The 23,703-nt window shown below is 42.5% G+C and carries 15 protein-coding genes and 2 pseudogenes; 9 read left to right on the top strand and 8 right to left on the bottom strand.

Going from position 1 to position 23,703, the window contains the following annotated elements; all coding sequences use genetic code 11:
* Positions 1-50 precede the first annotated feature (50 nt).
* The 4 genes and pseudogenes from ACM0OY_RS19220 to ACM0OY_RS19205 all read left to right on the top strand — a co-directional run.
* Positions 51-359: pseudogene (locus ACM0OY_RS19220) on the top strand (IS701 family transposase); the annotation flags it as partial.
* Between the two features lie 61 nt (positions 360-420).
* Positions 421-966 (top strand): phosphopantetheine-binding protein, encoded by a 546-nt coding sequence (locus ACM0OY_RS19215; RefSeq protein WP_414570449.1) that lies wholly within the window; start codon positions 421-423, stop codon positions 964-966.
* Positions 967-970: 4 nt separating this feature from the next.
* Positions 971-7,465 carry a beta-ketoacyl synthase N-terminal-like domain-containing protein gene (locus ACM0OY_RS19210; protein ID WP_414570448.1) on the top strand — a complete coding sequence of 2,165 codons (6,495 nt, stop codon included), beginning with the start codon at positions 971-973 and terminating at the stop codon, positions 7,463-7,465.
* Between the two features lie 264 nt (positions 7,466-7,729).
* Positions 7,730-8,662 (top strand): hypothetical protein, encoded by a 933-nt coding sequence (locus ACM0OY_RS19205; RefSeq protein WP_414570447.1) that lies wholly within the window; start codon positions 7,730-7,732, stop codon positions 8,660-8,662.
* Positions 8,663-8,696: 34 nt separating this feature from the next.
* On the opposite strand, the gene ACM0OY_RS19200 is transcribed toward ACM0OY_RS19205, so the two are convergent.
* Positions 8,697-8,834: a hypothetical protein gene (locus ACM0OY_RS19200; protein ID WP_414570446.1), complete on the bottom strand. Its 138-nt coding sequence runs from the start codon at positions 8,832-8,834 to the stop codon at positions 8,697-8,699.
* A gap of 187 nt (positions 8,835-9,021) precedes the next feature.
* Between ACM0OY_RS19200 and ACM0OY_RS19195 the strand changes: the two genes are divergently transcribed.
* The 3 genes from ACM0OY_RS19195 to ACM0OY_RS19185 all read left to right on the top strand — a co-directional run bounded on the left by ACM0OY_RS19195 (position 9,022) and on the right by ACM0OY_RS19185 (position 11,233).
* A complete protein-coding gene (locus ACM0OY_RS19195) occupies positions 9,022-9,738 on the top strand; it encodes an IS1 family transposase (RefSeq protein ID WP_414570445.1) in 717 nt (238 codons plus the stop codon).
* 387 nt (positions 9,739-10,125) lie between these two features.
* A complete protein-coding gene (locus ACM0OY_RS19190; protein WP_414570444.1) occupies positions 10,126-11,070 on the top strand; it encodes a hypothetical protein in 945 nt (314 codons plus the stop codon).
* The gene (locus ACM0OY_RS19185; protein WP_414570443.1) at positions 11,033-11,233 is read left to right on the top strand and encodes a hypothetical protein; all 201 of its coding nucleotides are present in this window, start codon (positions 11,033-11,035) and stop codon (positions 11,231-11,233) included. Before ACM0OY_RS19190 ends, ACM0OY_RS19185 begins: the two co-directional genes overlap by 38 nt.
* 276 nt (positions 11,234-11,509) lie before the next feature.
* On the opposite strand, the gene ACM0OY_RS19180 is transcribed toward ACM0OY_RS19185, so the two are convergent.
* From ACM0OY_RS19180 to ACM0OY_RS19165, 4 genes are all read right to left on the bottom strand, one after another.
* Complete coding sequence (locus tag ACM0OY_RS19180; RefSeq protein WP_414570442.1) at positions 11,510-12,646, bottom strand: MFS transporter; 1,137 nt, start codon at positions 12,644-12,646, stop codon at positions 11,510-11,512.
* A gap of 78 nt (positions 12,647-12,724) precedes the next feature.
* On the bottom strand, positions 12,725-13,360 hold the full coding sequence (locus ACM0OY_RS19175; RefSeq protein WP_414570441.1) for an FMN-dependent NADH-azoreductase: 636 nt from the start codon (positions 13,358-13,360) through the stop codon (positions 12,725-12,727).
* Between the two features lie 27 nt (positions 13,361-13,387).
* Positions 13,388-15,103 carry an iron uptake porin gene (locus ACM0OY_RS19170; RefSeq protein WP_414570440.1) on the bottom strand — a complete coding sequence of 572 codons (1,716 nt, stop codon included), beginning with the start codon at positions 15,101-15,103 and terminating at the stop codon, positions 13,388-13,390.
* Positions 15,104-15,508: 405 nt separating this feature from the next.
* Positions 15,509-16,123 carry a superoxide dismutase gene (locus ACM0OY_RS19165; RefSeq protein ID WP_414570439.1) on the bottom strand — a complete coding sequence of 205 codons (615 nt, stop codon included), beginning with the start codon at positions 16,121-16,123 and terminating at the stop codon, positions 15,509-15,511.
* A gap of 250 nt (positions 16,124-16,373) precedes the next feature.
* Here ACM0OY_RS19165 and ACM0OY_RS19160 point away from each other — a divergent pair, with 250 nt between their 5' ends.
* Positions 16,374-17,030, top strand: a complete 657-nt coding sequence (locus tag ACM0OY_RS19160) for a helix-turn-helix transcriptional regulator (protein ID WP_414570438.1) — start codon at positions 16,374-16,376, stop codon at positions 17,028-17,030.
* A 3-nt stretch (positions 17,031-17,033) separates the two neighbouring features.
* Here the strand turns inward: ACM0OY_RS19160 and ACM0OY_RS19155 are convergent, their stop codons facing one another.
* Both ACM0OY_RS19155 and ACM0OY_RS19150 read right to left on the bottom strand, forming a co-directional pair.
* Entirely contained in the window at positions 17,034-17,255 is a 222-nt protein-coding gene (locus tag ACM0OY_RS19155) for a hypothetical protein (RefSeq protein WP_414570437.1), read from the bottom strand.
* A complete protein-coding gene (locus ACM0OY_RS19150; protein WP_414570436.1) occupies positions 17,230-17,946 on the bottom strand; it encodes an IS1 family transposase in 717 nt (238 codons plus the stop codon). The genes ACM0OY_RS19155 and ACM0OY_RS19150 overlap by 26 nt, the downstream gene beginning before the upstream one ends.
* 83 nt (positions 17,947-18,029) lie before the next feature.
* Between ACM0OY_RS19150 and ACM0OY_RS19145 the strand changes: the two are divergent.
* Positions 18,030-18,254: pseudogene (locus ACM0OY_RS19145) on the top strand (IS66 family transposase); the annotation flags it as partial.
* A gap of 14 nt (positions 18,255-18,268) precedes the next feature.
* Here ACM0OY_RS19145 and ACM0OY_RS19140 read toward each other — a convergent pair.
* Positions 18,269-23,599, bottom strand: coding sequence for an NHLP family bacteriocin export ABC transporter peptidase/permease/ATPase subunit (locus ACM0OY_RS19140; RefSeq protein ID WP_414570435.1), 5,331 nt, complete (start codon positions 23,597-23,599; stop codon positions 18,269-18,271).
* Positions 23,600-23,703: the final 104 nt, after the last annotated feature.

Below are 23,703 nucleotides of genomic sequence, written 5' to 3'. Positions count from 1 at the left end.
ATCTGCTGTATCCATAGTGGTTCGCCCTTTTGGCAAAACTTTTTGGTTTACTGATTTTTAGTGTTTATACAATGATTAGTGTAAATTCTCCAGTCTTGTTAGGCTTCAACCACTCTCGTCAAATTGAGATTGAAACACAAGAAAATAGTGATGTTGATTTTTCTAATCATCCACAATGGAATCATGAATCTGGATGGAAGAATACTTTAAATAATCTGCGTCTTATTATCCAACCACTTTTACTATTTTGGTTAATTTATCCCTGGTTAAGTATTTTCCCTAATTCAGATTTGTTACTGGGATTCAATCATTTAATTGCCGCAATGAATCAATTTAAACCCTGTTATGCTTCTGGATAATTTCTTTCCTGAACTACTTGCTTATTCCGGAAAGTGACAAAAGAGGGTTAACCCCAATTCCTTGCCAGATTTGACGCGCATGGCCAACCTGCCGCTACAAGGCGAACTCAGTTCCTTATTAGGGCCGCAGTTAAGGGAATATCTGCACGCCCATTTGCCCGACTATATGATTCCCTCTTACATCTTGATTCTGAGCCACCTTCCCCTCAAACCATCGGGCAAAGTTGATCGAGTGGCGCTACCACAAACACATGATTTGACTTTAAATAACCAGAAACAAAGGAGTCTGCCGGAACATGGCATTGAACAGAAGATTGCTCAAGTGTGGCAGGACATCCTGCAAATCGAAAACGTCAGCAGAGAGGATAACTTCTTTGATTTGGGTGGTAACTCCTTAACAATGGTACGAGTCTGTAGCATTCTCCAAAAAACCTTAGAGATGGAACTAAGTGTTGTAGAGATGTTCCAATATCCGACAATTCGTAAATTGGCAGATCATCTCAAAACCAGAGAAGGCAAAATCACCCGGTCTACACCTGAGAAAACTCGGTCACAACAACAGCAGAATGCTTATCGCACAGTTACTTTTCCCAGAAAAAGGAGATGACCCCATGACTGAACAGCAAAATTTGGATAACTTAGCTATTGCTGTAATTGGCATGGCTGGAAAATTTCCGGGTGCAGACGACCTTGATTCATTCTGGAAAAATCTGTGCAATGGAGTGGAATCAATACGTCATTTGACAACCGAGGAATTACTAGATGTTGGAGTTAATCAAACAACAGTTAGTGATTCTCACTACGTAGCAGCAAAGGGCGTTTTGTCAGATATCGACCTATTTGATGCAGATTTTTTTGGGGTCAATCCTCACGAAGCCGAGTTGATGGACCCGCAACATCGCTTATTTTTGGAAACTGCATGGACGGCGCTGGAAAATTCAGGATACGATCCGCAGCGATATGATGGTTGGATAGGTGTTTACGCAGGTTCTGGTAATACAACATACCTGAATCATGTTCTACAAGATAGCGAGGATCTCAATCTGAGAGCCGGACAAACTCATGTCTTTTTTGGCAATTACCCTGATTTCTTCGCCTCTAGAGTAGCTTACAAATTAGGTCTGAAAGGCCCGGCTGTGGTCGTTCGCACAGCCTGTTCAACTTCACTGGTTGCCATCAATATGGCTTGTCAGTCGCTGCTTAACTATCAGTGTGATATGGCCTTGGCTGGTGGTTGCTCAATTCATGTGCCGCAAAAAGCAGGCTATGTCTATGAAAAGGGCGGAATTTTATCGCCAGATGGACATTGTATGACGTTCGATCGACGTGCTGCTGGTACTGTTCCTGGTGACGGAGTAGGGATATTAGTTCTCAAACGGCTTGATGATGCTTTGCAAGACCAAGACAATATCCTCGCTATTATTAGAGGTTTTGCGCTTAACAACGATGGCTCAGACAAAGTAGGTTTCACTGCTCCCAGCGTCGATGGACAAGCTGAGGTCATTTCTTTAGCCCACGAAATGGCAGGGGGAGATTTTGAGGCTGTTGGTTATATCGAAGCTCACGGTACAGCTACTCCGTTGGGCGATCCTGTTGAGGTCGCAGCCTTAACTCAAGCTTTCCGGCAAAAGACCCAAAAAACTAACTTTTGTGCTATCGGGTCAGTCAAAACTAATATTGGACACTTGGATGCGGCGGCTGGAGTCGCTAGTGCGATCAAAACTATTCTCTCACTGCGTCATGGATTACTGTTACCCAGTCTGCATTTCCAAACCCCCAACCCAAAAATAGATTTTGCTCACAGTCCCTTTTATGTAAATACGACATTGAAGGAATGGCCTAAGCAAGATCGACCACGACGGGCGGGTGTAAGTTCCTTTGGTATGGGTGGAACTAATGCTCACTTGGTTTTAGAAGCAGCCCCAAGCAGTAAAGGTAAATCTCAGGCTGATACTTTTCAGGTGCTACCGCTCTCGGCTAAAACTCCCGAAGCATTAGAACAACTGACACATAATTTAGCTGATTATTTAACTTCTCACCCAGATATCTGTCTCAATGATGTAGCTTATACATTACAGGTAGGTCGCGCTCAACACTCATGCCGACGGGCAATTATCTGTAAAACCCATGCCGAAGCTATTGAAGGTTTGCGCGGTGTTGGCGTTACTCAGGTAAATTTGCTGCCTAAGGAGAATGTTCGCCAACCGATTTTTATATTCCACGGTTTAGGGACTATAAATTTAGCAGTTATCCGCAAATTATATGCAGATGAACCTATTTTTACACAAGCACTCGATCGCTGTTTTCAAGTCCTCAAACCCTATTACCAAGATGATCTGTATCAAATATTCTCTTCACTTGAGTCAGAACTGTCTTTACACTTAGCCAATACTCAACCGATCTTTTTGGCTGTTGCATACGCTCTGGCTCAACTGTTGCAATCTTTAGGGATTGAGCCTGGGGGGGTAGTTGGTTTTGGTCTGGGGAAATATATTTGCGCCTCTATTGCTGGGGTGATGGCTATTGAAGATGCCCTCATGTTAATTGCTAAACATGATACATCTTCCTCAGAAAAACTAACTACATTACTGCAAACTATGGATTTGCAGTCGCCCCAGATATCTGTATTTGATCCTGTTGTGGGTGATTGGATAGATAAAACAGAATTAATCAGCCCAGAATATTGGGTAGACCAACTCAAACAACAAGCTTCTGTCTCTAAATTACCTCTTGATTCTCAATACCTTTTACTGGAATTAGCACCTGGGACAATACTCGATTCCCAAACAGCAAAGGAGAACAGCGAGACAATCATTAACGTCTATAGCACTATTGAATCTGCGCCGAACCAGCAAAAACCTATTTTTCAGTCCCTACTGCACATCTGGCTGGCTGGGGGTCAAATTAATTGGCAGCAGCTTCATGTGGGAACAACTCCCAGACGGGTGGAGTTACCAACCTATCCTTTTCAGCGTCGGCGTTATTGGTATGAACCAGGCCAAACTGTGAGAGTTGCTACGCAACCAGCACCGATTTTTAAGCAACTACCACCGACACCATTAAAAAAGAAAAAGAATTTGGCGGAATGGTTTTATGTACCGCAGTGGCGGCCGACACTGCCACTTTTACCATTTAGTTCTTTGAATTTAACTGGTTCTCAAAATAGCTGGCTTTTATTTTTGGATGAGTGCGGTGTTGGTCAAAATTTTGCCCAGTATTTGCAAAGTTTGGGAATTAACGTATTTACTGTGAGCCACAGTACCAGTTTTCAAGTTTTATCGGAGCGTGAATACACCATAAATTCCACTACAGCAGAACATTACGGACTGCTATTGGATGATTTGGCTCAACGTCATCAAATGCCCAGCTATATCTTAAACTTCTGGTTTGTGACATCGCTAAGTGATGAGCTAGCCCCCGAAACTGGCTTCGAGATGCTATTGTTTTTAGCACAAGCGTTAGGTAAGTGCGATCGCTCTTTCACCACACACTTAACAATCGTCTCCACCAACCTCCACGTAATTGAGCCAAGCGATCGCATTAGTCCTGCCAAAGCTACTCTACTTGGGCCTTGTCGCGTTATTCCACTTGAGTATGCCAATATTACTTGTCGCAGTCTCGATATCGAATTACCGAAGAACGAAACAGAAACAGCACGATTGTTAGATAGTTTGTTCTGTGAGTCTACTGCACTCAATGAGGAACCAATAGTTGCTTATCGCGGCGAAAGCCGTCTGATTCTTGAGTACGAACACAAGCAGTTAACCCCGGATGATGGCAACGAAAATATTCCTTTGCAAAATCATGGAGTTTATGTAATCGCTGGCGGACTTGGTGGCGTGGGTTTATCTTTAGCAACTTTTTTGGCTGAAGAATACGCAGCGAAAATTGCACTGATTACGCGATCGCCATTTCCACCACGAGAATCTTGGCATAACCTCTTGACTCAATCGCATATATGTGATTTTCGCACTTATCTAGAAAATTTATATGATGCTGAGTCAGTGTGGTCAGAAAAACTGGCGATCGCATCTCTGGCTGATTACTCCGGTTTAGAATCAGGGCTACGAGAATTGTGTTGTTGCTATGCCCTTGATTACCTCAAGGGAGCGCTGAGAAAATCAAAGACGGTAACAGGTATAGATACCGAGAAACTTTTAGAATGTCTTGAGGTATTGCCCTCAATGGTGCGATTCGTCGATTTTATGATCGACTTACTGCAAGAGCAAGAAGTACTAATCAAACAAAATGGGCGACTTCATTTTGGCCCAAATTTTAACCAACTACAAGATTCTTCTCGTTTGAATGCTTCATTACGTGCTAACTACCCGGCATTCACTGGAATAATTGATGTTTTAGAACGCGCTGCTACAAATTACCATGAGGCGCTTTCAGGTAAAATTCCGGCAATTAGTGTGTTGTACCCAGACGGTCGCTCCGATTTTCTGGAACAAGCTACAAAAAACACTTTAGAGTATACTCAGGAGCCGATCTATCGCCGGGTATTAGCCGAATTAGTGCGGATCTTGGCACAGCAGCAGGAGAAACGCCCTCTACGGATTTTGGAAGTCGGTGCTGGTAGCGGGTTATTAACACAAGTTGTTGCTGAGGAACTATCGCAACTAACTTCTCAAAAGGTTGAGTATTGGGTAACTGATATTAGCCCCAGCTTTATGGAACAGCTTCAGCATCGGATTGCAGACAATGGTTTTGACTTTATCCAAACAAGGGTATTCGATATTTCCAGAGATCCGATAACTCAAGGTTATGCTCCTGGCAGCTTTGATGTTATTTTGGCACTCAACGTTGTTCACGCAACACCAAATATTGAAAACACAATATTTAACCTGCGATCGCTTTTAGCTCCTAACGGAATTCTGGCACTGATTGAAGCCACGAAGATGCCCCCTTGGATTGATATGATCTGGGGATTATCTAAGGGCTGGTGGCAGTTTGAGGACACTCATTTACGCAACCGGTCGCCCCTTTTAAGTCAGCACAAATGGGAAAAGCTGTTGAAAGAACAGGGTTTCACAACGATTGAGAGCTTACCGGCTAATGCTGAGATGCAAAGTACTACAGATACAGCTTTAATTATTGCTCAAGCCAGCAGTGAGCGAGTTGCAGTCTCACCTAGTTGGCATAGTGAAGCCAATCCACAAGAGTTAACACAACATCGAATTCGCCGGATTCAGGAAATTGAACTCCGGGGTGGAGAGGTGGAAATTTATCACTGTGATATTTGCGATCGCCATGCACTATCGGCAACAATTGGCGATGTTGAGCAACGTTTTGGTGCAATTAATGGTGTCATCCAATCCGCTATGGTACTCGATGACGGATTAATGCAGTTAGAAACTTCTCAGAAAGCGATGGAGGTGCTGCGTCCAAAGATCCAAGGTACGCAATTACTGTTTGAATTAACTGACAATCCCCAGAGGCGCTTTTTTGCTATTAGTTCTTCTCTAGCTTCCACTCTTGGACTCCACGCCCAGGCAGATTATTGTGCTGCCAATGCTTTCCAAGATGCTTTTGCTCACAAGATGAATGCTGAGTCCGAGTCTTTTGTCTGTTCTATCAATTGGGGCAATTGGAGTGATGCTGGCGCGGCAATGCGTCTGCTTATGGACAAGTCTTCTGCTGCACCGCAACTACATTGGGTGTCTCATCCTCTATTTGATCATTGTGTAGAAACTATTCCAGGTAGAAGAGTTTATCACACCCGCTTGTCAGTACAACGACATTGGATTGTGAACGAGCATCGGCTTGACGAGCGTCCGCTAGTCCCAGGTACAGCCTTCCTAGAATTGGCTAGGGCAGCTTATCAACATTGGCACCCAAGTCAGGCGATAGAACTGCGCGATGTCTTGTTCCTAAATACGTTAGAGGTGGATGAATCCCAAGAGCGTGAAGTGCGTGTTGTTCTAGAAGACAGAGGAGATTACTGCAACTTTACTATTCTTAGCCAAGATGATGCGTCCTACTGGTATGAAAATGCACGAGGCGAAATTGCCCTACTCAAAGAGTATCAACCAAAACTCTACGATATTCAAGCCTTAAGGCGTGCTTGTCAGGAGAAAAGAGCAGCTGATACAGGGCTGACAAGTGCCAGAGATAACATGAAGCATTACGGCCCTGTTAGTGTTGGGCCACGTTGGTATCAGGCGATCGCAGATAGATATTTCGGTCAAAATCAGGCTATGGCTGAGTTGACTTTACTAGAAGATTATAGCGATGATTTATACCATTATAAGTTGCACCCCGCCTTGCTTGATGTCGCCACCAGTTTTGCGATCGCTGCCAAAGATTTCTACTTTCCCTTTAGTTATCAAAAGTTGCGGCTTTACGGGTCACTACCATCAAAGATAGTAGCTTATGCACGCTATCTCGATGACGGCCGCTCAGGTAAAGAAACCATTTCTTTCGATATTCTTTTACTAGATGAAGCTGGTTACGAATGTGCCTTGATAGAAGGCTTTATGCTCAAGAGCAGTCCTGAACGCTCCACCAATAAAGCTATTAGTCCAGTTGCATCCCCCGATCTACATCCGGAATTACAGCAGGGGATGACTTCCCTAGAGGGAGCCAAAGCCTTCCGTCGGATACTGAAACAATCGTCATCCCAAGTATTGGTTTCTACTCAAGATTTTGCCAGTGTCCAGGCTGAAAACAAAACTATGAGGGTATTACGCTTCAAGGAAAATGCCTTGCCGTTATTACGAGAGTTTATAACTTCTCATTCCTTAGATAATGGAAACTACTCAACAGGAAAATCTCAACTGCACTCTACTACAATCAATAATTCTTTTGGCGATCATCGTCAAGGATTAACTTCTCCATTGGCAGAAGACATGACAGTGCTAGTAAACATTTTTCGGGAGGTCTTACGTATTCAACAAATCAAAATCAGTGATGACTTTTTCGATCTCAATGGAGATTCATTGCAAGCCATTATGGTGACTTCTCGCATTGGAGAGATATTTGGTGTAGAACTAGGCCCGGATGCGCTTTTTGATTGCCCCACTCCGGAGAAACTTCTGCAATCTATCAAGCAAAAATTAACCCAAGTTAAATCTGTATTTAAATCAAAAGATACTGACTTCTGAAAATACCGAGACTCCTATAAAGTGCCAATTAGGGGTATCGGGATTGATTTTTCCAACAAAGAATTAAGACTTCAAAATTTGTGCGAATGAACACCTGCTAAAAGTTTTCATCATCCCTAGTAATGGGTTGGACATGGTTAAGTTTTGCCCTAACTAGCCAACCTTTCTAACTTTATAACTCTGAATGCTTGCTATTACAACAAGCATCTGGTTATTTTTAATGTTTCCGATAATTAAAAAGTTAAAATCAGAGTGAATAAGTATATGTTAAGTAATAAAAAAGTTTATCTAATAGCATCAGCATATGAGTTAGGTAATGTTTATGATATTGGAGATTTAGATGAAATAAAAAAAGATAAAGAGATTTTAGAAACCCTATTAAAATTTGGACTAAAAAAATATACTAAAAGTCAATTAACTCCACCAATTATGGCTAAAAAAACGGCACAGTATACTTTAGAAAAAGGAAGGATAAATAGAAAAGAAATTGATGCATTAGTCTATGCCACTAGCAGTTTTTGGGATTCTAGATTCTATGATGGTAAGGAAGTCAGTCGTTTAAGTTATGAACTAGGCTTGGAGAATGCATACCCAATTGGTGTTTTTCTTTCTGAATGTGGAAATATACACACTGCTATACGTACTGCGGCTAGCTTGATCCAAACTGGGGAATGTAGAAATATTTTAGTCGTTACTACAGATCAAATTCAGGAAGGTGGAACAAGAATAATTCCACCAAATATTTCTATAGCAAGTGACGCAGCAGCAAGTTGCATTGTTAGTGCGGAAAAAGGAGATTTTGAGATAATGAATATAACTCAACACACTAATGCTGCGATGAGTGAACTAGATATAGAAGAGAAAAGTGAGGAGTATATGTATGCTGTTGCAGAGGGGATCAAGCAAACTTTGTGGAAATCAATGAAATTTACTGAAAAACAACCAAAAGATTTTCAGCAATTAATTACTAACAACTATAATTTACTATTATCTAAAACTATTAGTGACTTAGGAGGCTTTGAATTTGAGCAAGTATACACTGAAAACATAGCAAGATTTGCTCATGCATTAGCATCTGATAATTTAATAAATTTATGTGATTTCCTCAATAATAATTTTTTAAACTCGCAAGATTTGGTTCTTCTATTAGGAACAGGAACAAATATGTGGGGAGCTACGATTTTAATTAAAACTTAACGTGAATTCGACGGTTGATAAACAGGGTCAAGTGTCACTTAAAGGAAAAGATGTCTGGAATTAAAGGATAAAGTTGCCGCAGAACAGAACCTATGATAGAAGCTTGTTTGAAAGAATTGAATGCGATCGCTTGTAAAGTATGGTGAATGTAGGGCAACGCAAAAATAAGCATTCCAGGTTTTAATTCCGGACACTGGGGACTTCCAAGAAATAAATTACTCAGCAAAAATCATAAGTTTACATCTAAAAAATAATGATAATCATTATGAGGGGGTGAGAGGTGGTTGCCTATGTCTTCCACCTCTCACCCCCTCAAATTCTGGCGTTGCAGAATAGAAATATGAATTAGTGCGATCGCTATGGAATGTCCAAGGTGTGCATCAACCCACATTCGCAAAAATGGAAAACAAAGAGGTAAACAAAATTACATCTGTGTGAAATGTGGTCGTCAGTTTATTGATGATTATGAACCGAAAGGTTACTCACAACAAATCAAGCGCGAATGTTTAGAAATGTATGTCAACGGTTCTGGCTTTCGCGCAATAGAACGGGTAAAAAAAGTGCAGACGCTCGCGGACTCGCTAACGCTTCGCTATCATACGACTGTTATAAATTGGGTAAAAGAGCTTGGAAATACTTTGCCTGATACACCAGAAAAGGATGAAATACCAGAAATCACCCAAATTGATGAGTTGGAGACGTTTATTGGTAAAAAAAACAAAATTTGGTTGTGGACAGCAGTAAATAAGCATATTCCCGGAGTTATAGCTTGGGTTTTAGGAGATCGCAGTTCCAACACTTTTAAGCTTTTGTGGCAGGCTATAAGCTGTTGGCACTCTTATTTTTATGTCACAGATGGCTACCCCGTTTATCCTTGTTTTATTAGTGACGAAGACCATATTGTTAGTAAAACATATATGACACGAGTTGAAGGAGAAAACAGTAGTTTTAGACATTACTTGGCTCGGCTACATCGGAAAACTTTTTGTTATTCTAAGTCAGAAGAAATGCTGAGACACTCTATTCGACTGGTCATACATTATCTCAAGTATGGTTCAGTGCCACTCACGATGTGAGGTACAAGTCTTATTCCAACGATCGCCTGATTCATATTTTGATTCAGCAACGCCAAAACTACAGCTAAAAATTCGTTGATGTCAAAATAAGTCATGTCTGCGGTACAAAAAAGCATATCGACCAGAGCAAGAAGGTTCCTTAGCTCTACCACAAAACGAATTTGGTTTGGATGTGATTGCTTATATAGGAGCATTACGCTACCAGGAACATAGAAGTGTTCCCCAAATACACACTCACCTGGAATTAAAGGGTATATGTATAAGTCAACGAACAGTCACGCACCTAATTGACAGATATGACGAGTTACTTTCTTTATGGCTAAAAGACCATAAAAGGTTAAAAGCAATATTGGCTAATCAAGGACGGGTAATATTAGCGAGTCATTGTTGCAGCCAGAAATTGGGCATGAGGTATTATGGGTAATTCGAGATTGCTTATCTGGAGAAATTTTACTTGCTAAAACCTTATTATCATCAAAGAATGAAGATTTAGCGGCGTTATTATTAGAAGTAATTAATATCCTGGATGTACCAATTGATGGAGTTGTTAGTGATGGGCAACAATCAATTCGCAAAGCTGTTGGGTTAGCATTACCTAGTATTGCTCATGGTTTATGTCATTACCATTACCTGAAAGAAGCAATTAAACCCATATATGAGGCGGATAGACATGCAAAAAAGGAATTAAAGAAAAAAGTTAGAGGATTACGAGACATTGAACGTAGTGTTAACAATGAAGATAAGGATTTGGCAACTATTATTGAAGATTATTGCTCGGCAGTACGTAGTTCTATAACTAATGATGGTCATCCACCGTTAGAGGCATCTGGATTAAAGTTACAAGAAAATTTGACTTTGATAGAACAAAGCTTAGAACGGATGGGAAAAAAAAGTGCTTTACCACCACCTTTAGTCAACCTAAAGCACCTTCTAACTAAGGGATTATTTGCGACTGCATCTTTATTTTCACCTGTTAGGGTTGCATATCAGTGGGTTGATAAAGCTAGTAATATTCTCAATAATAAAATAGGTCTTGATGCTGCTGGGGTCAAACAAAGTTATCAGCAACTGTTGACAGAAATGTTCCAAAAAAAGCAGAAAGTGGGGACCCTGAACACTGCAATCGATAACTTCATAAAAACTACCCACAGCTACTGGTCTGGACTTTTTCATTGTTATGAAATTGAAGATTTTCCCAGAACTAATAATGACTTAGAACATGCTTTTGGTATGCTACGTCATCATCAGCGTCGTTGTACTGGTCGTAAGGTTGCCCCCTCATCCCTCGTTATTCGTGGCTCTGTCAAAAAGAGCCTGTGCCATCGCTACTAAACTTCATTCTTTTACCGCATCTGATTTAGCACAAGTTGATATCGTTACTTGGCTCGAATTACGCTCTCAATTGCAAAAACACCACAAAGCCAGAATTGAACAGTATCGATTTCGCCGAGACCCCAAGGCTTACTTAGCTAATCTAGAGAGTCGTCTTCTCTAGTGAATTTTACTACACTAGGATTTTTCTGGTAAATGTTCATAGCAGTTAAGTATGCATTTAACAGAAATTTTAGCTGCCAAGTGAAAGCTAATGTATTGACCTTTTGGACATTTTTTTAGAGGTGTTAGAAACTCTATTTCTAGAGGAGTGTCAGATACGAATGGCACTAAGTTAACGAAAAGCGTTAGTGGTAAAACACTCTTGGCATTTTTGACTTTCCCAAACTTCATGAGTATGGTGTTTTCTCATAAATGATTTAGGACTGCTATATCTCGATCAAGCACTTTTCTTGTTAGCTCTTTGATACATACCTGCGAGCAAAATATTACTGACAAAAAGTATTGCTCCAAAACCTAAAAGAGCGTTCAAAATACCTATTCGGTCGGCAAAAAAGCCAATGAAAATAACGGGTAAGCCATATCCTAAATAAGCACAGACGAAATATCCAGAAACTGCCCTAGCCGATTGTGAATCGCTTAACCTCACAACTTCAGCTAACCCACCTAAATAAGTAAATCCATAACAAGCCGTACCAGCTAGAGCTACACCTGTTAATACTAGACCCAAAATACCTAGCCAAGCCCCAAAGGTGAAAACAATGTAGCCGAGAACCAGCAGAATACAGCCTAATTGCAGCGATCGCGTTCCTTTAAGTTTACGAGCGAGTGGTTGAAATAAAACACCTGCAATCACGAAAATAAATAATATCGGACCCGACCAGTTCGGCAAATTATACTGTACTAGCTGTGCTGGTAAAATTATGCTCACAATTCCCGCTAAAGACCACGCCAAAGCAATAGCTAGTCCGGCGGGAATAGTGCCATCAGGAAAAATAGGCAAGCGAATTAGCTGACTTTTGGAAACAGGCTGTTCTGGCAAAAATGCGATCGCAAAACCAATACATCCCAAAGTTAGGATAAAGATAACCCAATAACTCAAAGGAACTAGAGAATTGTTATAGAACAAAGCGGCATTTGTAAACAAAGCACCGCTAGAAAACCCTAAAGATGTAGTCAAACTAACATAGGTGGCAACTATCGCCGAAGAACGCGGCATCAAAACAGATAGATACGCCGTGCCAGTTCCCGTAATCAAACCAACGGCAATTCCTTGAAAAATACGAGTGACAAACAATGTGTAAATGGTTGGGTAGACAATCATTAACAATGTTGCTAACGAGGCTGATAATAAACTAGCGAGAATTGTAGTTTTACGTCCTATGCGATCGGAAATGCCACCAAGCAAAATCAAAGTCGGTAACAGTCCGGCGACATAAGTAGAAAAAGCAACTGCTGATATGCCACTACCAAACCCGGCAATTTGTGCGTAGGTGTTGTACAAAGGGACTTGTAAGTTCCCAGCATGAGTAATCAGAAAAATTGCTGTTGCGACAATTAATGCAGGTCGTTTCATAGTTATTTACTTAATTAAATTAGTAAATCAACAAGAGAATTTTGACGATTTCAGCTCACCCACTTGCAAAGCCAATTTTTACCAAGTCGACAAAGTAGTTGTCATCTGCCAAGTCTCTATAAATTGCTGAATAGCTTGACGCGCTGTGGCTAAGGACTCTTGGCGAGCTTCCGCACCCATTGATAGATTTTCAGCGTGAATAAAAGTTATATCTGTAATACCAATTAACTCAAAAACTGCTTGTAAAAAGGGGGCTTGAAAATCGAGCGAACTAGCTGCATAACTACCGCCACGTGTTGTAATTACCAGCATCTTCTTATCTTTCACCAAACCCTCATAGCCATCTGCAACTACCATAAATGTGCGTCTCACTCGCACAATCTGGTCGATATATGCCTTAAAGTTAGCGGGAATGCTGTAGTTATACATAGGAATGCCAAAGACGTAGAGATCCGCCGCTAGCAGTTCGTCGATTAATTCATCAGAAATACTCAGTGCTGCTGTTAGTTCTGGAGTAGCTTGTTCAGGAGGGCTAAACGCTGCTGCAATCCATGATTCATCAATAAATGGCACTGGAGAATGCCTCAAATCGCGGTAAGTAATAGTGTCATGAGGATGAATTTGCTTCCAGACGTGAATAAATTCTTTTGTAAGTTGGCGAGAAATAGAACGCTCGGTGCGGGAGCTAGAGTCGATGTGGAGAATATGAGTCATGAGTTGATTCCTCTTGAAGATGAGATATTAAAAAGAAAAGACCGTTCGCAATGTACCCGTGACAATCGTGCCGTTACTGCCTTGATTGCTAGGATTAGTTACTACTTGCACTACTGGAGTAACCCTGATATTCTCGTTAACTGGAAAGTTGTAAAAAGCTTCAAAATTAGTCTGGGTTGCATTGCCGATTTCACTAGCAATAAATGGTTGTCCTGCGGCAAGTCCTGCAAAAGCGCCCTCTACAAATAAATTGCGCCAGCCCACTCCTGCCATCCAATAGCTGGGGTTAAGATCGCCAAAAGCTGTGTCAGCATAACTGCCGTAGCCGTACCTGCCAAAAACTGCAATTTGTTGTGAGATTGCTAATTCAGCATTTGCGCCAACTACGTCAAAACGGTTATCAAATATTTGTCCACCACTATATTGCAGGCGCAGAGCAAAGGCTTGAGAAGGAGAGTATTCTAGTTCAACGGTATTTTGGTAGGTGTCGCCGAATAAGCCACCCGCACCACCGACTTTAGGGTAAAGCGTACCAGTGAAGAATGATAAACCCACACCATTAGAGCGAAGTCCTGGATTAGCTGGATCGGAGGCTGCATACAAAGCCCGCACCTTGAATGCTCCCCCGCCAGGATTCCAGTTAATTACTGCACCCGCACTAGGGCCGTTGACGGGTAAAAGAATAAAGTTATTGACTAAAGCTGAAGTGCTAAAGTCTCGAAAGCTCAAATTAGCATAGCTGTTGAGATCCACAAAGTCTGTGGTTTTTATATCAGGTCCTACAGCTATGGAGAGATTGCGAACAGGTTGAAAACTGTAGTACAACCGACTAAGAGCAAATTCACCATTAGTAGGCGGTTTAGCTGAGTAGTCTAGGACGCTACCAAAACTAGGTTCTAGCACTCCAGCAGCATTATCGTTAATTCCGTTGCTGCCTGTATCTATGCGAATTTTTAGTAAGTCATTGCCGAAGAAACTGGTGTTAAAGTCAAGGGAGGCACGGTAAAGTACTGTTGCATTGGGGTTATCATTAGCAATTTTCGCACCTGTAGGGCTGATAATGCGATCGCCACTAAAGCCACCTGCATTCACCGCAAACAGTGCTTGTCCTGTAAGCTTGGTAGTAGTCGAAAATTGATTGGCTTCTAGTTCGGCGTTACGGGCTTCTAGCGTATCGATCCGACCTTGTAAAACAGCTAGTTCCTCGGCAAACTCGGCCTGCAATCGTTGCAATACAACCAAATCTTCACGCGAAACTCTATCTGCGACTCCCGCAGCAATTAACTCATTAACTTGCTCAAGTGCCGCATTTAGACCCGCCGCAAACTCATAACGAGTCATAGCGCGTTGACGCGTTCGCCTTTGGCGTTGCCGCAGGCTAGCGGCTTGTCGTAAGACATCGCCTTTATAATTACTATCCAAGTAGCCTGCTACTACACCGTAGCGTTCAACCAATGATTGCAAAGCTTGATATGCCCAATGTGAAGGTTGAACATCGGATAATTGCGATACGGAAGTAACTCGATTCTCTGTTGCTTGAGCTAGTAGGTTAGGAGGATGCGATCTTTCAATAGTTTTGACGACACCTAACTTTTTAGCACCACTAGCCGCAATTGATGTTTCAGCTACAGTGCTTTGGACAAGAAAACACAAAAGGCTCGTACTACCAGTTATTGAAGCAGCTTGAAGCAACATCCTACCAGTTGTGGAGCAGTAGTTTAATTTGTAAGTTGCTGAAGACACAAAATCCGATCTCCTGGGATGAAGTAACGCTGATGCGCTGAAAAAACGAGATTGCCAGGTGCTAGTTAGCTGTTTGAATTACTGGATTGTATTAAACTGGGTAATAAATACGGCTATCTGAGCGCTCTCACTAAATACAATGCCAACAGTAAGAGGCAAAATTAATGCAGCAAAAATTAGATGGTGCATTAGCACAACCTCTTAGTTGCGAATAATGTATCTGCAACTAATACAAAACCCTGTTTTAAATCAGCGATTAATGAACATTTAGTATTTGTATTAGAGCTAGATATTTGAAAAGCTTTCTAGCTACCTACTATCTTTAGAAGAAACATCAAACTGTAATTGACTTGAGGTAGTTGACCTCAAACACATTCTGAACATGGAACTCAGTTCATGTAATGTTTACTCAGTAACAGATGAAACCTTTGATAATTGCTGTGCAACAAAATCCCAGTTTACTAATTTGTCAAGAAAGGTGTGAATAAAGTCTGGTCGTCGATTCTGGTAATCTAGATAATAGGCGTGTTCCCACACATCACAAGTTAATAAGGGAATTTGATTGTCTACTAAGGGATTAGCTGCATTTGCAGTCTTTACTATCTTTAGTTCGCTATTGTCTAAGACTAGCCAAGCATAACCACTACCAAACTGAGTAGCACCAGCATTTTGGAATTCTTGTTTAAACTGCTCAAAGCTACCAAAAGTTGCATTAATTTTTTGATTAAGGTTGCCAGTTGGCTTACCTCCTCCACTCGGCTTCATGCAGTTCCAGAAAAATGTATGGTTCCATACTTGCGCTGCATTGTTAAATATGCCAACTTTAGCCAGATCGTTATAAGTTACTCTAATTAAATCTTCTAGTGGCTTGCTAGCTAGTTCTGTACCCTGGATGAAATTGTTAAGGTTAATAACATAACTAGCATGGTGCTTGCCATGATGAAACTGAAGCGTACTCTTTGACATATAAGGTTCTAGAGCATCGTAGTCAAAAGGTAAAAGGGGAAGTTCGTACACCATCAGATTTGTCCTCTTTCAATTACAAAATTATGAAAATCGTTACAAGTAAAGCTATGCTCTTAAATCGTCTCTATTGAGTAACAAAACAGCCATTCAATTTAAATCTCTTACCCTGTTACTCACAAATCAGGGCAGAAAGATTACTAAGAGTTCTGACTTCACTCACCTCACTTTCTAAAGCTTTATCTTTATAAAGTAGAGTTTAGCGAATAGAGTTGACTTTGTAAAGATATTTCTTTAGATTGTAATTATGACCACTAAGCCACCAAGTCAAACTGTTCGCAGTCAACGCGCTATTATCAAACTGCTCAAGCAAGAAGGACCGATGGATGCCAACGCTCTTGCCTCCCATTTGGCGGTCTCGGCTATGGCAGTACGTCAGCATCTGTATGCACTACAGAAAGAGCATCTAGTTACTTACCAAGAAGAACCGCGTGCAATGGGTCGTCCTGCAAAACTGTGGCAGCTAACCTCTGCCGCTGACCGCTTGTTTCCTGATGGCTATGCGGAGTTGACTTTGAGCCTAATTAACTCTATGAAAGAGGCATTTGGTGAAGAGGGACTTGAGCGGCTACTGGACATAAGAAGCCGCCAGGGAATTGCCGCGTACCAAGAGTACGTACCTAAAGATGGCCCCCTTCAACAGCGGCTGGAAGCCTTAGCTGTAATGCGTACTGACGAAGGGTATATGGCTGAGGTTGTACCTCTTGCGAATGGTTCTTTTTTATTAATTGAAAACCACTGTCCTATTTGTGCTGCGGCTACAGTGTGTACAGGACTTTGTAGTAAGGAGCTAGAAGTTTTCCAAATCGTCTTGGGTCAGAATGTTGTCATCGAACGAACCGAACACATTGTGGCAGGTGCGCGTCGTTGCGTTTATCAGGTTTCGTTTATAGTAGAGTCTTGAAAACTAGTCGTACAACGATATTGCCCTTGCTTTTGAGCCTCTTGCTCCCACTGTCAGTAGACCGAAAAGTTTTGCGATCGCGCACAGAGCGATACCTATAAAACCGACTGTTGTCCAAAAAAACGTATTCTGAGATACATTTTTTGGCGTTGCTGAATCAAAATATGAATCAGGCGATCGTTGGAATAAGACTTGTACCTCACATCGTGAGTGGCACTGAACCATACTTGAGATAATGTATGACCAGTCGAATAGAGTGTCTCAGCATTTCTTCTGACTTAGAATAACAAAAAGTTTTCCGATGTAGCCGAGCCAAGTAATGTCTAAAACTACTGTTTTCTCCTTCAACTCGTGTCATATATGTTTTACTAACAATATGGTCTTCGTCACTAATAAAACAAGGATAAACGGGGTAGCCATCTGTGACATAAAAATAAGAGTGCCAACATCTTATAGCCTGCCACAAAAGCTTAAAAGTGTTGGAACTGCGATCTCCTAAAACCCAAGCTATAACTCCGGGAATATGCTTATTTACTGCTGTCCACAACCAAATTTTGTTTTTTTTACCAATAAACGTCTCCAACTCATCAATTTGGGTGATTTCTGGTATTTCATCCTTTTCTGGTGTATCAGGCAAAGTATTTCCAAGCTCTTTTACCCAATTTATAACAGTTGTATGATAGCGAAGCGTTAGCGAGTCCGCGAGCGTCTGCACTTTTTTTACCCGTTCTATTGCGCGAAAGCCAGAACCGTTGACATACATTTCTAAACATTCGCGCTTGATTTGTTGTGAGTAACCTTTCGGTTCATAATCATCAATAAACTGACGACCACATTTCACACAGATGTAATTTTGTTTACCTCTTTGTTTTCCATTTTTGCGAATGTGGGTTGATGCACACCTTGGACATTCCATAGCGATCGCACTAATTCATATTTCTATTCTGCAACGCCAAAATTTTTCTCATATTATGATTCAAAGGACAATCCTGAAGTTCCCCTGATAATAATCAAGCCGAACGATCGCTGCGTTTGGCTGTGACAAAACGTAAGGTGAGTGGTAGTTCCCGTTCGATGGAGCGGTTTCAACACACTGCCAATTTATTGACTGTGGTGCAGACTTGTCGCCGTCAAGCTAGGTCTATCATTGATTTTTTTGCACAGGCTCTAATTGCTGATTCTAGCAACTCTCTGTCTAGCCCTTCTTTACTTCCTCAATATTAGACCTGAATCCTTACTTAAAGCAACTGTTGGAGCATGAGTTTTGCAAATAGCCCTGGTTGATTTGCTAGTTCGGCGAAACTGCCTTGCTGCATTACTTTACCACCTGCGAGGACGTAAATGCGATCAGCGTTTTGAATGGTACTGAGGCGATGAGCGATCACAACTCTAGTTACCTTTAACTTTTGCAAGCTTTCACTGACAATTGCCTGAGTTCTGTTATCTAAAGCGCTAGTAGCCTCATCAAATAGTAAGATTCTGGGTTTCAATACCAAGGCCCTAGCAATCAACAACCGCTGTCGTTGTCCGCCGGAGAGATTACTACCTCCCTCACTGACAATTGTATGCATCTGCATCGGCATCGCGGCAATGTCATCTGCCAAACCCGCCATTTGCACTGCTTCCCAAGCTTCATCCATTGTCACCAAGGCACCACTAGCAATATTTTCAAAAATTGAAGCTGACATTAAGCGACTATTTTGCAATACCACACCTAATTGGCGGCGGACAGCATGGACATCCAAAGAAGCTAAGTCTTGCCCGTCGTAGTAAATTGTGCCAGATTTGGGAAATTCAAACCCCAAAAGTAACCTTAATAAACTTGATTTCCCGCTGCCAGAAGGCCCGACAATGGCAATAAATTCTCCTGGTTCAGCACTGATGTTGACATTATCCAGCGTCAAGGGGCCATCGTCACGATAGCGGAAAGTTACCCGATCTACAACTAATTTGCCCGATAGCCTACCCGGATCTGCCTGAGCAGAACTAATTTCTGGTTCAGCTTCCAAAATTGGTTGGGCCCGTTGCCACAAGGGTAAGACTTGCAAAACTTCCACAACTACACTGCTGAGGCTAGTGGCTCCGTTAATAAAAGTACCAAAAGCAACATTGAATGCTAAGAAAGTGCCAGTGGATAAACCACCTCCTCCAGGAGTTTGGGACTGCACAATTAAGCTAGTAGCAAACCAGAACAGGGCAGCAGTGGTGATTGCAGGTAATACTTGATTGATTACTGCCAGGCTATCTTCAATGCCTTGGGTACTCAGCATTAGTTTCAGTTGATGCGTATACTGTTTACCCCAGTAGGCAAAGGCGCGGGCTTCAGCTTTGGCAACTCGGATTTTGGCAACTCCGTTAATTAACTGCACCATAACGCCAAAAATTTGTCCTTGTAGTTCTAGTAATGGGCGAACTTTACGGACAATGAAAACACCAGAGATGATAGTAACGGCAATATTTACCAGTGCTACTACACAAGCTATGAGAGCTAAGGAGACATTGTAGTAAAATAACAATCCCAGATTTAGCAAGGAGAACAAACTGGAAAAGATTGTTTTTAAAACTGTGTTACCCAGTTTATGGCGAATTTGACTAATAGCTGTAACTCTAGAATCCAAGTCCCCAACTGAGAAAGGACGAAAAAAGGAAGCCTTCAAGTTTAACAATCGATCCCACACTGCCGCTTGGGTTGAGGAATCGGCAAAAGTTTCCAGTCTAATGGTGGCAAACCCAAGGGCGAGTTGAAATAGCGTTCCGCCAAAAGCAGCAGCCACCAAAGCAACAGCAATTTGGCTCAACAACCCTCGATTCGCATCTGGGATAGCTTTGTCGATGAGGATAGCTGTAGCTTGAGGTGTCAGCATTCCTAACAGGCTGATGGTAATTCCCATTACAAAAACTAAAATTAGTTCTTTGTAATGTCCTTGGAGGGCAAACTGAAGCAAATCAAAAGTTTTCAGCTTTTTATCGGGTAAAGGTCGATAGAATGCGTAGGCAGTCTTAGCTAGGGCTGCTGCTATATGGGCATCGACAGGGATAGGCGTTTGTTGCCCAGGAACGTAGAGTTTGTAACGCGTATCAGACACCGGTAATAGTGCTACTGGCAATTTATCGGCAAGTGTAAATGCCAACATTGCACCGCAATCTTTTTGCCACCAGTTGTCCCGCATCTGAACTCGTCGCACGCGGATACGCGAAGCTCTAGCGATCGCTTCCACAGGATCTTGTACTCGCGATAAATCTTCTGAGGTAGCTGGCGGACGAATCTTAATTCCTAATGCTCGTCCAACAGCACCAGCAGCCATTAGTAAGGCTTGGTCTGGATCGGTTGCATCAAGATTACTACTAAATCCTATATTATTTAGTCTGTCTGACTTTAGCTGTGGCAATACAGATGCTAATTCTGCTAACGTCTGTTGCATCACTTGGCTCTCAAGACGTTCCCTAGCTTGAAATCTTAGCAATTCTGCATCCATTTCCTGCTGTTGCAGCATATTAACGCACTCAAGGAAGTAGCTTTGTATTTGGGACAAACCATCTAATAATGAATTGATATCTTCGATGTCTGCGGTGTTAACAGTTTTCAACTCTATAGCGTTATTTGCTTGCAACCACATATTTGCAGCTAAAGGCAACATTCCACAGGCAGGAGTTAACGGCAGATCGTCAAACCCCATCCATCTAGCACGTCCTTGTAGAATTCGCACCCATGCTATTTGATGCGGCTGGAAGATTTGGTCTTTGACTAAGGAGAAATGCCCGATTTCTGGCAGCGATGTTGGTGTTGTTGGTGTAGTAATACCAGCAAGTACCGAACCTAATTGAGAAATCCAGCGTTCTATCAGAGTTACTACTTCTTGATTAGCCTCAGCAAACAACTGGTTAAAGTCAGTTCTCGATATTTTGAGAATTTCTGTTTCCTCAAGCGACACTGCCAAAATCTCTTGCTGCTTACCTTGTAAACTTGGTGCGATCGCAAATATCGCCTGTCCTGGTATGCTGCTAAATAAATAGCGACGGGTGCCTTCGGGAATGCCATCATTAACTGCGATCGCAAATAGCGCCAAGTAACCAGATTTCACTAACCAAATTGACTCAGGATCGTCTAGCAGTAGCGATTCATTGCATTGAAAACGATGGTGTTGTCCTTTGAGGTTTGAAAAGGATAAGAGAGCAGGGGAGGCAGGGAAAGCAGGGAAAGCAGGGGAAGATGAGGGAGATAAAACTTCTGCCTGCTGCCTCCTGCCTTCTGCCTCCTCCCCTGCTTCCTCACTGCGAATTAATTGTAAATACGGCCCCTCAACTTGCCGCAATTGTTCGTGGCTTCCTCGTTGGACTATCTTGCCGCGATGGAGGACAATAATTTCATCACAATCTCGGATGGTCGAGAGGCGATGCGCCACGATGATGCAAGTGCAACCGCGCAACCGCAGATTGCGATTGACGTTCTTTTCTGTTTCGGCATCTAGAGCGCTGGTGGCTTCATCCATTATTAGGATACTGGGATTATTCACCAGAGCACGCGCAATTTCTAACCGCTGTCGCTGACCGCCACTTAAATTGGTAGCACCTTCTAAAAGGTCAGCATGATAGCCTCCAGGTAGTGAAAGGATGACATCGTGAAGCGCTGCGTCTTGACAAGCCCGAACGAGATGAGTGTCAGGTATCGTAGTATCCCAAAGCGTCAAGTTGTCTCTGACGCTGCCAGCAAATAACAAAATCTCTTGCTCGACGACAGAAATAGAATTGGCTAGTACCTGGCGAGAAATTTGCTCTCTAGGTTTGCCGTCGAATAAAATTTCCCCCTGCCAAGGTTCGTATAACCCACATAAAAGTTTGGCAACAGTAGACTTACCAGAACCACTCCCACCCACCAAAGCAACTCGCTGCCCTGGCTTGAGCGAAAGATTAAAATTTTCAATCAACGGCGGGGCTATTTGACTATAGCCAAATGTTACATTGCGTAACTCAACATAACCCTGGAGTTTGGGCAGAGGGTAGGGAGATGAGGGGGATGAGGAAGATGAGGGAGACAAGAGAGATAAAAAACTATTTTCTTCCCCTGCTCCTCTGCCCCCCCTGCCCCCCTGCCCCCCTGCCCCCCTGCCTCTTTCCCGCAACTGCCCATCGATGGGGTTACGCAAGACATCATCGAGGCGATTTAGATTACCCTCCATTTCTTGGAGTTCGCTTCCCAGGCTGATGAGATTATTTACTGGAGCGAAAAATCTTTGCATCATGCCGAGAAAGGCTATTAACATGCCGATGCTCAAGGCTCCATCCATGACTCGCAAACCGCCCACAGCTAAAAGCAGCATGGAAGCGATCGCTGACAAAAAAGATGGTAAAACACCTATTGTCTGGTTTGTTTCTTCTAATTCTTGCTGGGTGTTGATGGCTTTGGCATAGTGACCCCCCCACCGCGAGAAGAAATCTGACTCTAAGCCAGATGCTTTTAGTGTCTCCATACTCTGAAGACCAGAAATTTCTACGCCGCGAACTTTTCCTTGTTCTTGGATGAGTTTGATATTGGCATCTGTGCGCCGCCCTCTCACCCACTGCAAGGCGGCAAGGTTGATAATGACAAAGGCGATCGCAATTAAAGTTAGTACAACATCATATTGCAACATCACTATTACATATAAAAATATTGATGCTGCGGCAATTACTGTAGTTGCTAACTCACCCGAAAGCATGTCGGCGATGCTCTCGTTGAGTTGCATACGGCTACTGATTTCCCCAGCATAACGCTGGTCGTAAAAACTAACGGGTAGGCGTAAAATGTGCCACAGATACCGACTCTTCATGCCCACGGACAACTTAATTTTCATCTGACGCAAAAACTGCAACTGTAGCAGCGTCAAAAATCCACTGAGTCCGGCTGTGAAAATCATGCCTAAAATTAGCGGACGCAACCACTCATAACGGCGCTCAATTAATATGTTGTCTACAAATACCTGGGAAAATGCTGGTATTGCCAGTCCAGGAATGACTAACAAAAATCCTGCCAGCACGCAGTAAAGTAATGCCCCAAGAGAACCTCGCAGCCGCGACCACAAAGCTAAGATTGTGCTGGGCTTGCGTCCTCCGGGTTGAAACTCTGGATTAGGCTCTAGAACTAGCACTACACCAGTGTAAGCACCGCTGAATTCTTCTAAGGAGACGGTGCGCCGTCCAGTAGCAGGGTCATTAAGATAAACTCGCTGTTTATCGAATCCCTCCACTACTAAGAAATGGTTAAAGTTCCAAAATACAATATAGGGAGATTTTAACTGTAATAAACCGGTTAAGTTGGTTTTAAAGCTTTTAGCCGTAAGTCGATAATTTCTGGCAGCCTTTAAGATATTTAAGGCACTAACTCCATCCCGCGAGACGCCGCAGGCTTGCCTCAGTTCTGTCAGTGGGACAATGCGATTGTAATAACCCAGAATAATTCCCAAAGCAGCAGCGCCGCATTCTACTACCTCCATTTGCAGCAGAGTGGGAGTGCGACATCGCTTGTATTTACGCGTCGGCTTTGCCCACCGCAGGCATCGCTCTAACATATTTTGCAGATTTCGCCAGAACATAAAAATATTTTTTAAAACAAGAAGTCAGTTGTCAGGAGGCAGAAGGCAGGAGGCAGGAGGCAGAAGGCAGGAGGCAGGAGGCAGAAGGCAGGAGGCAGAAGGCA

The organism is Nostoc sp. CCY 9925 (genome assembly GCF_963920935.1).
Classification (GTDB): domain Bacteria; phylum Cyanobacteriota; class Cyanobacteriia; order Cyanobacteriales; family Nostocaceae; genus Nostoc.
Note: the sequence above shows the minus strand (reverse complement) of the source record. Positions and strands in the feature narration are given on the sequence as shown.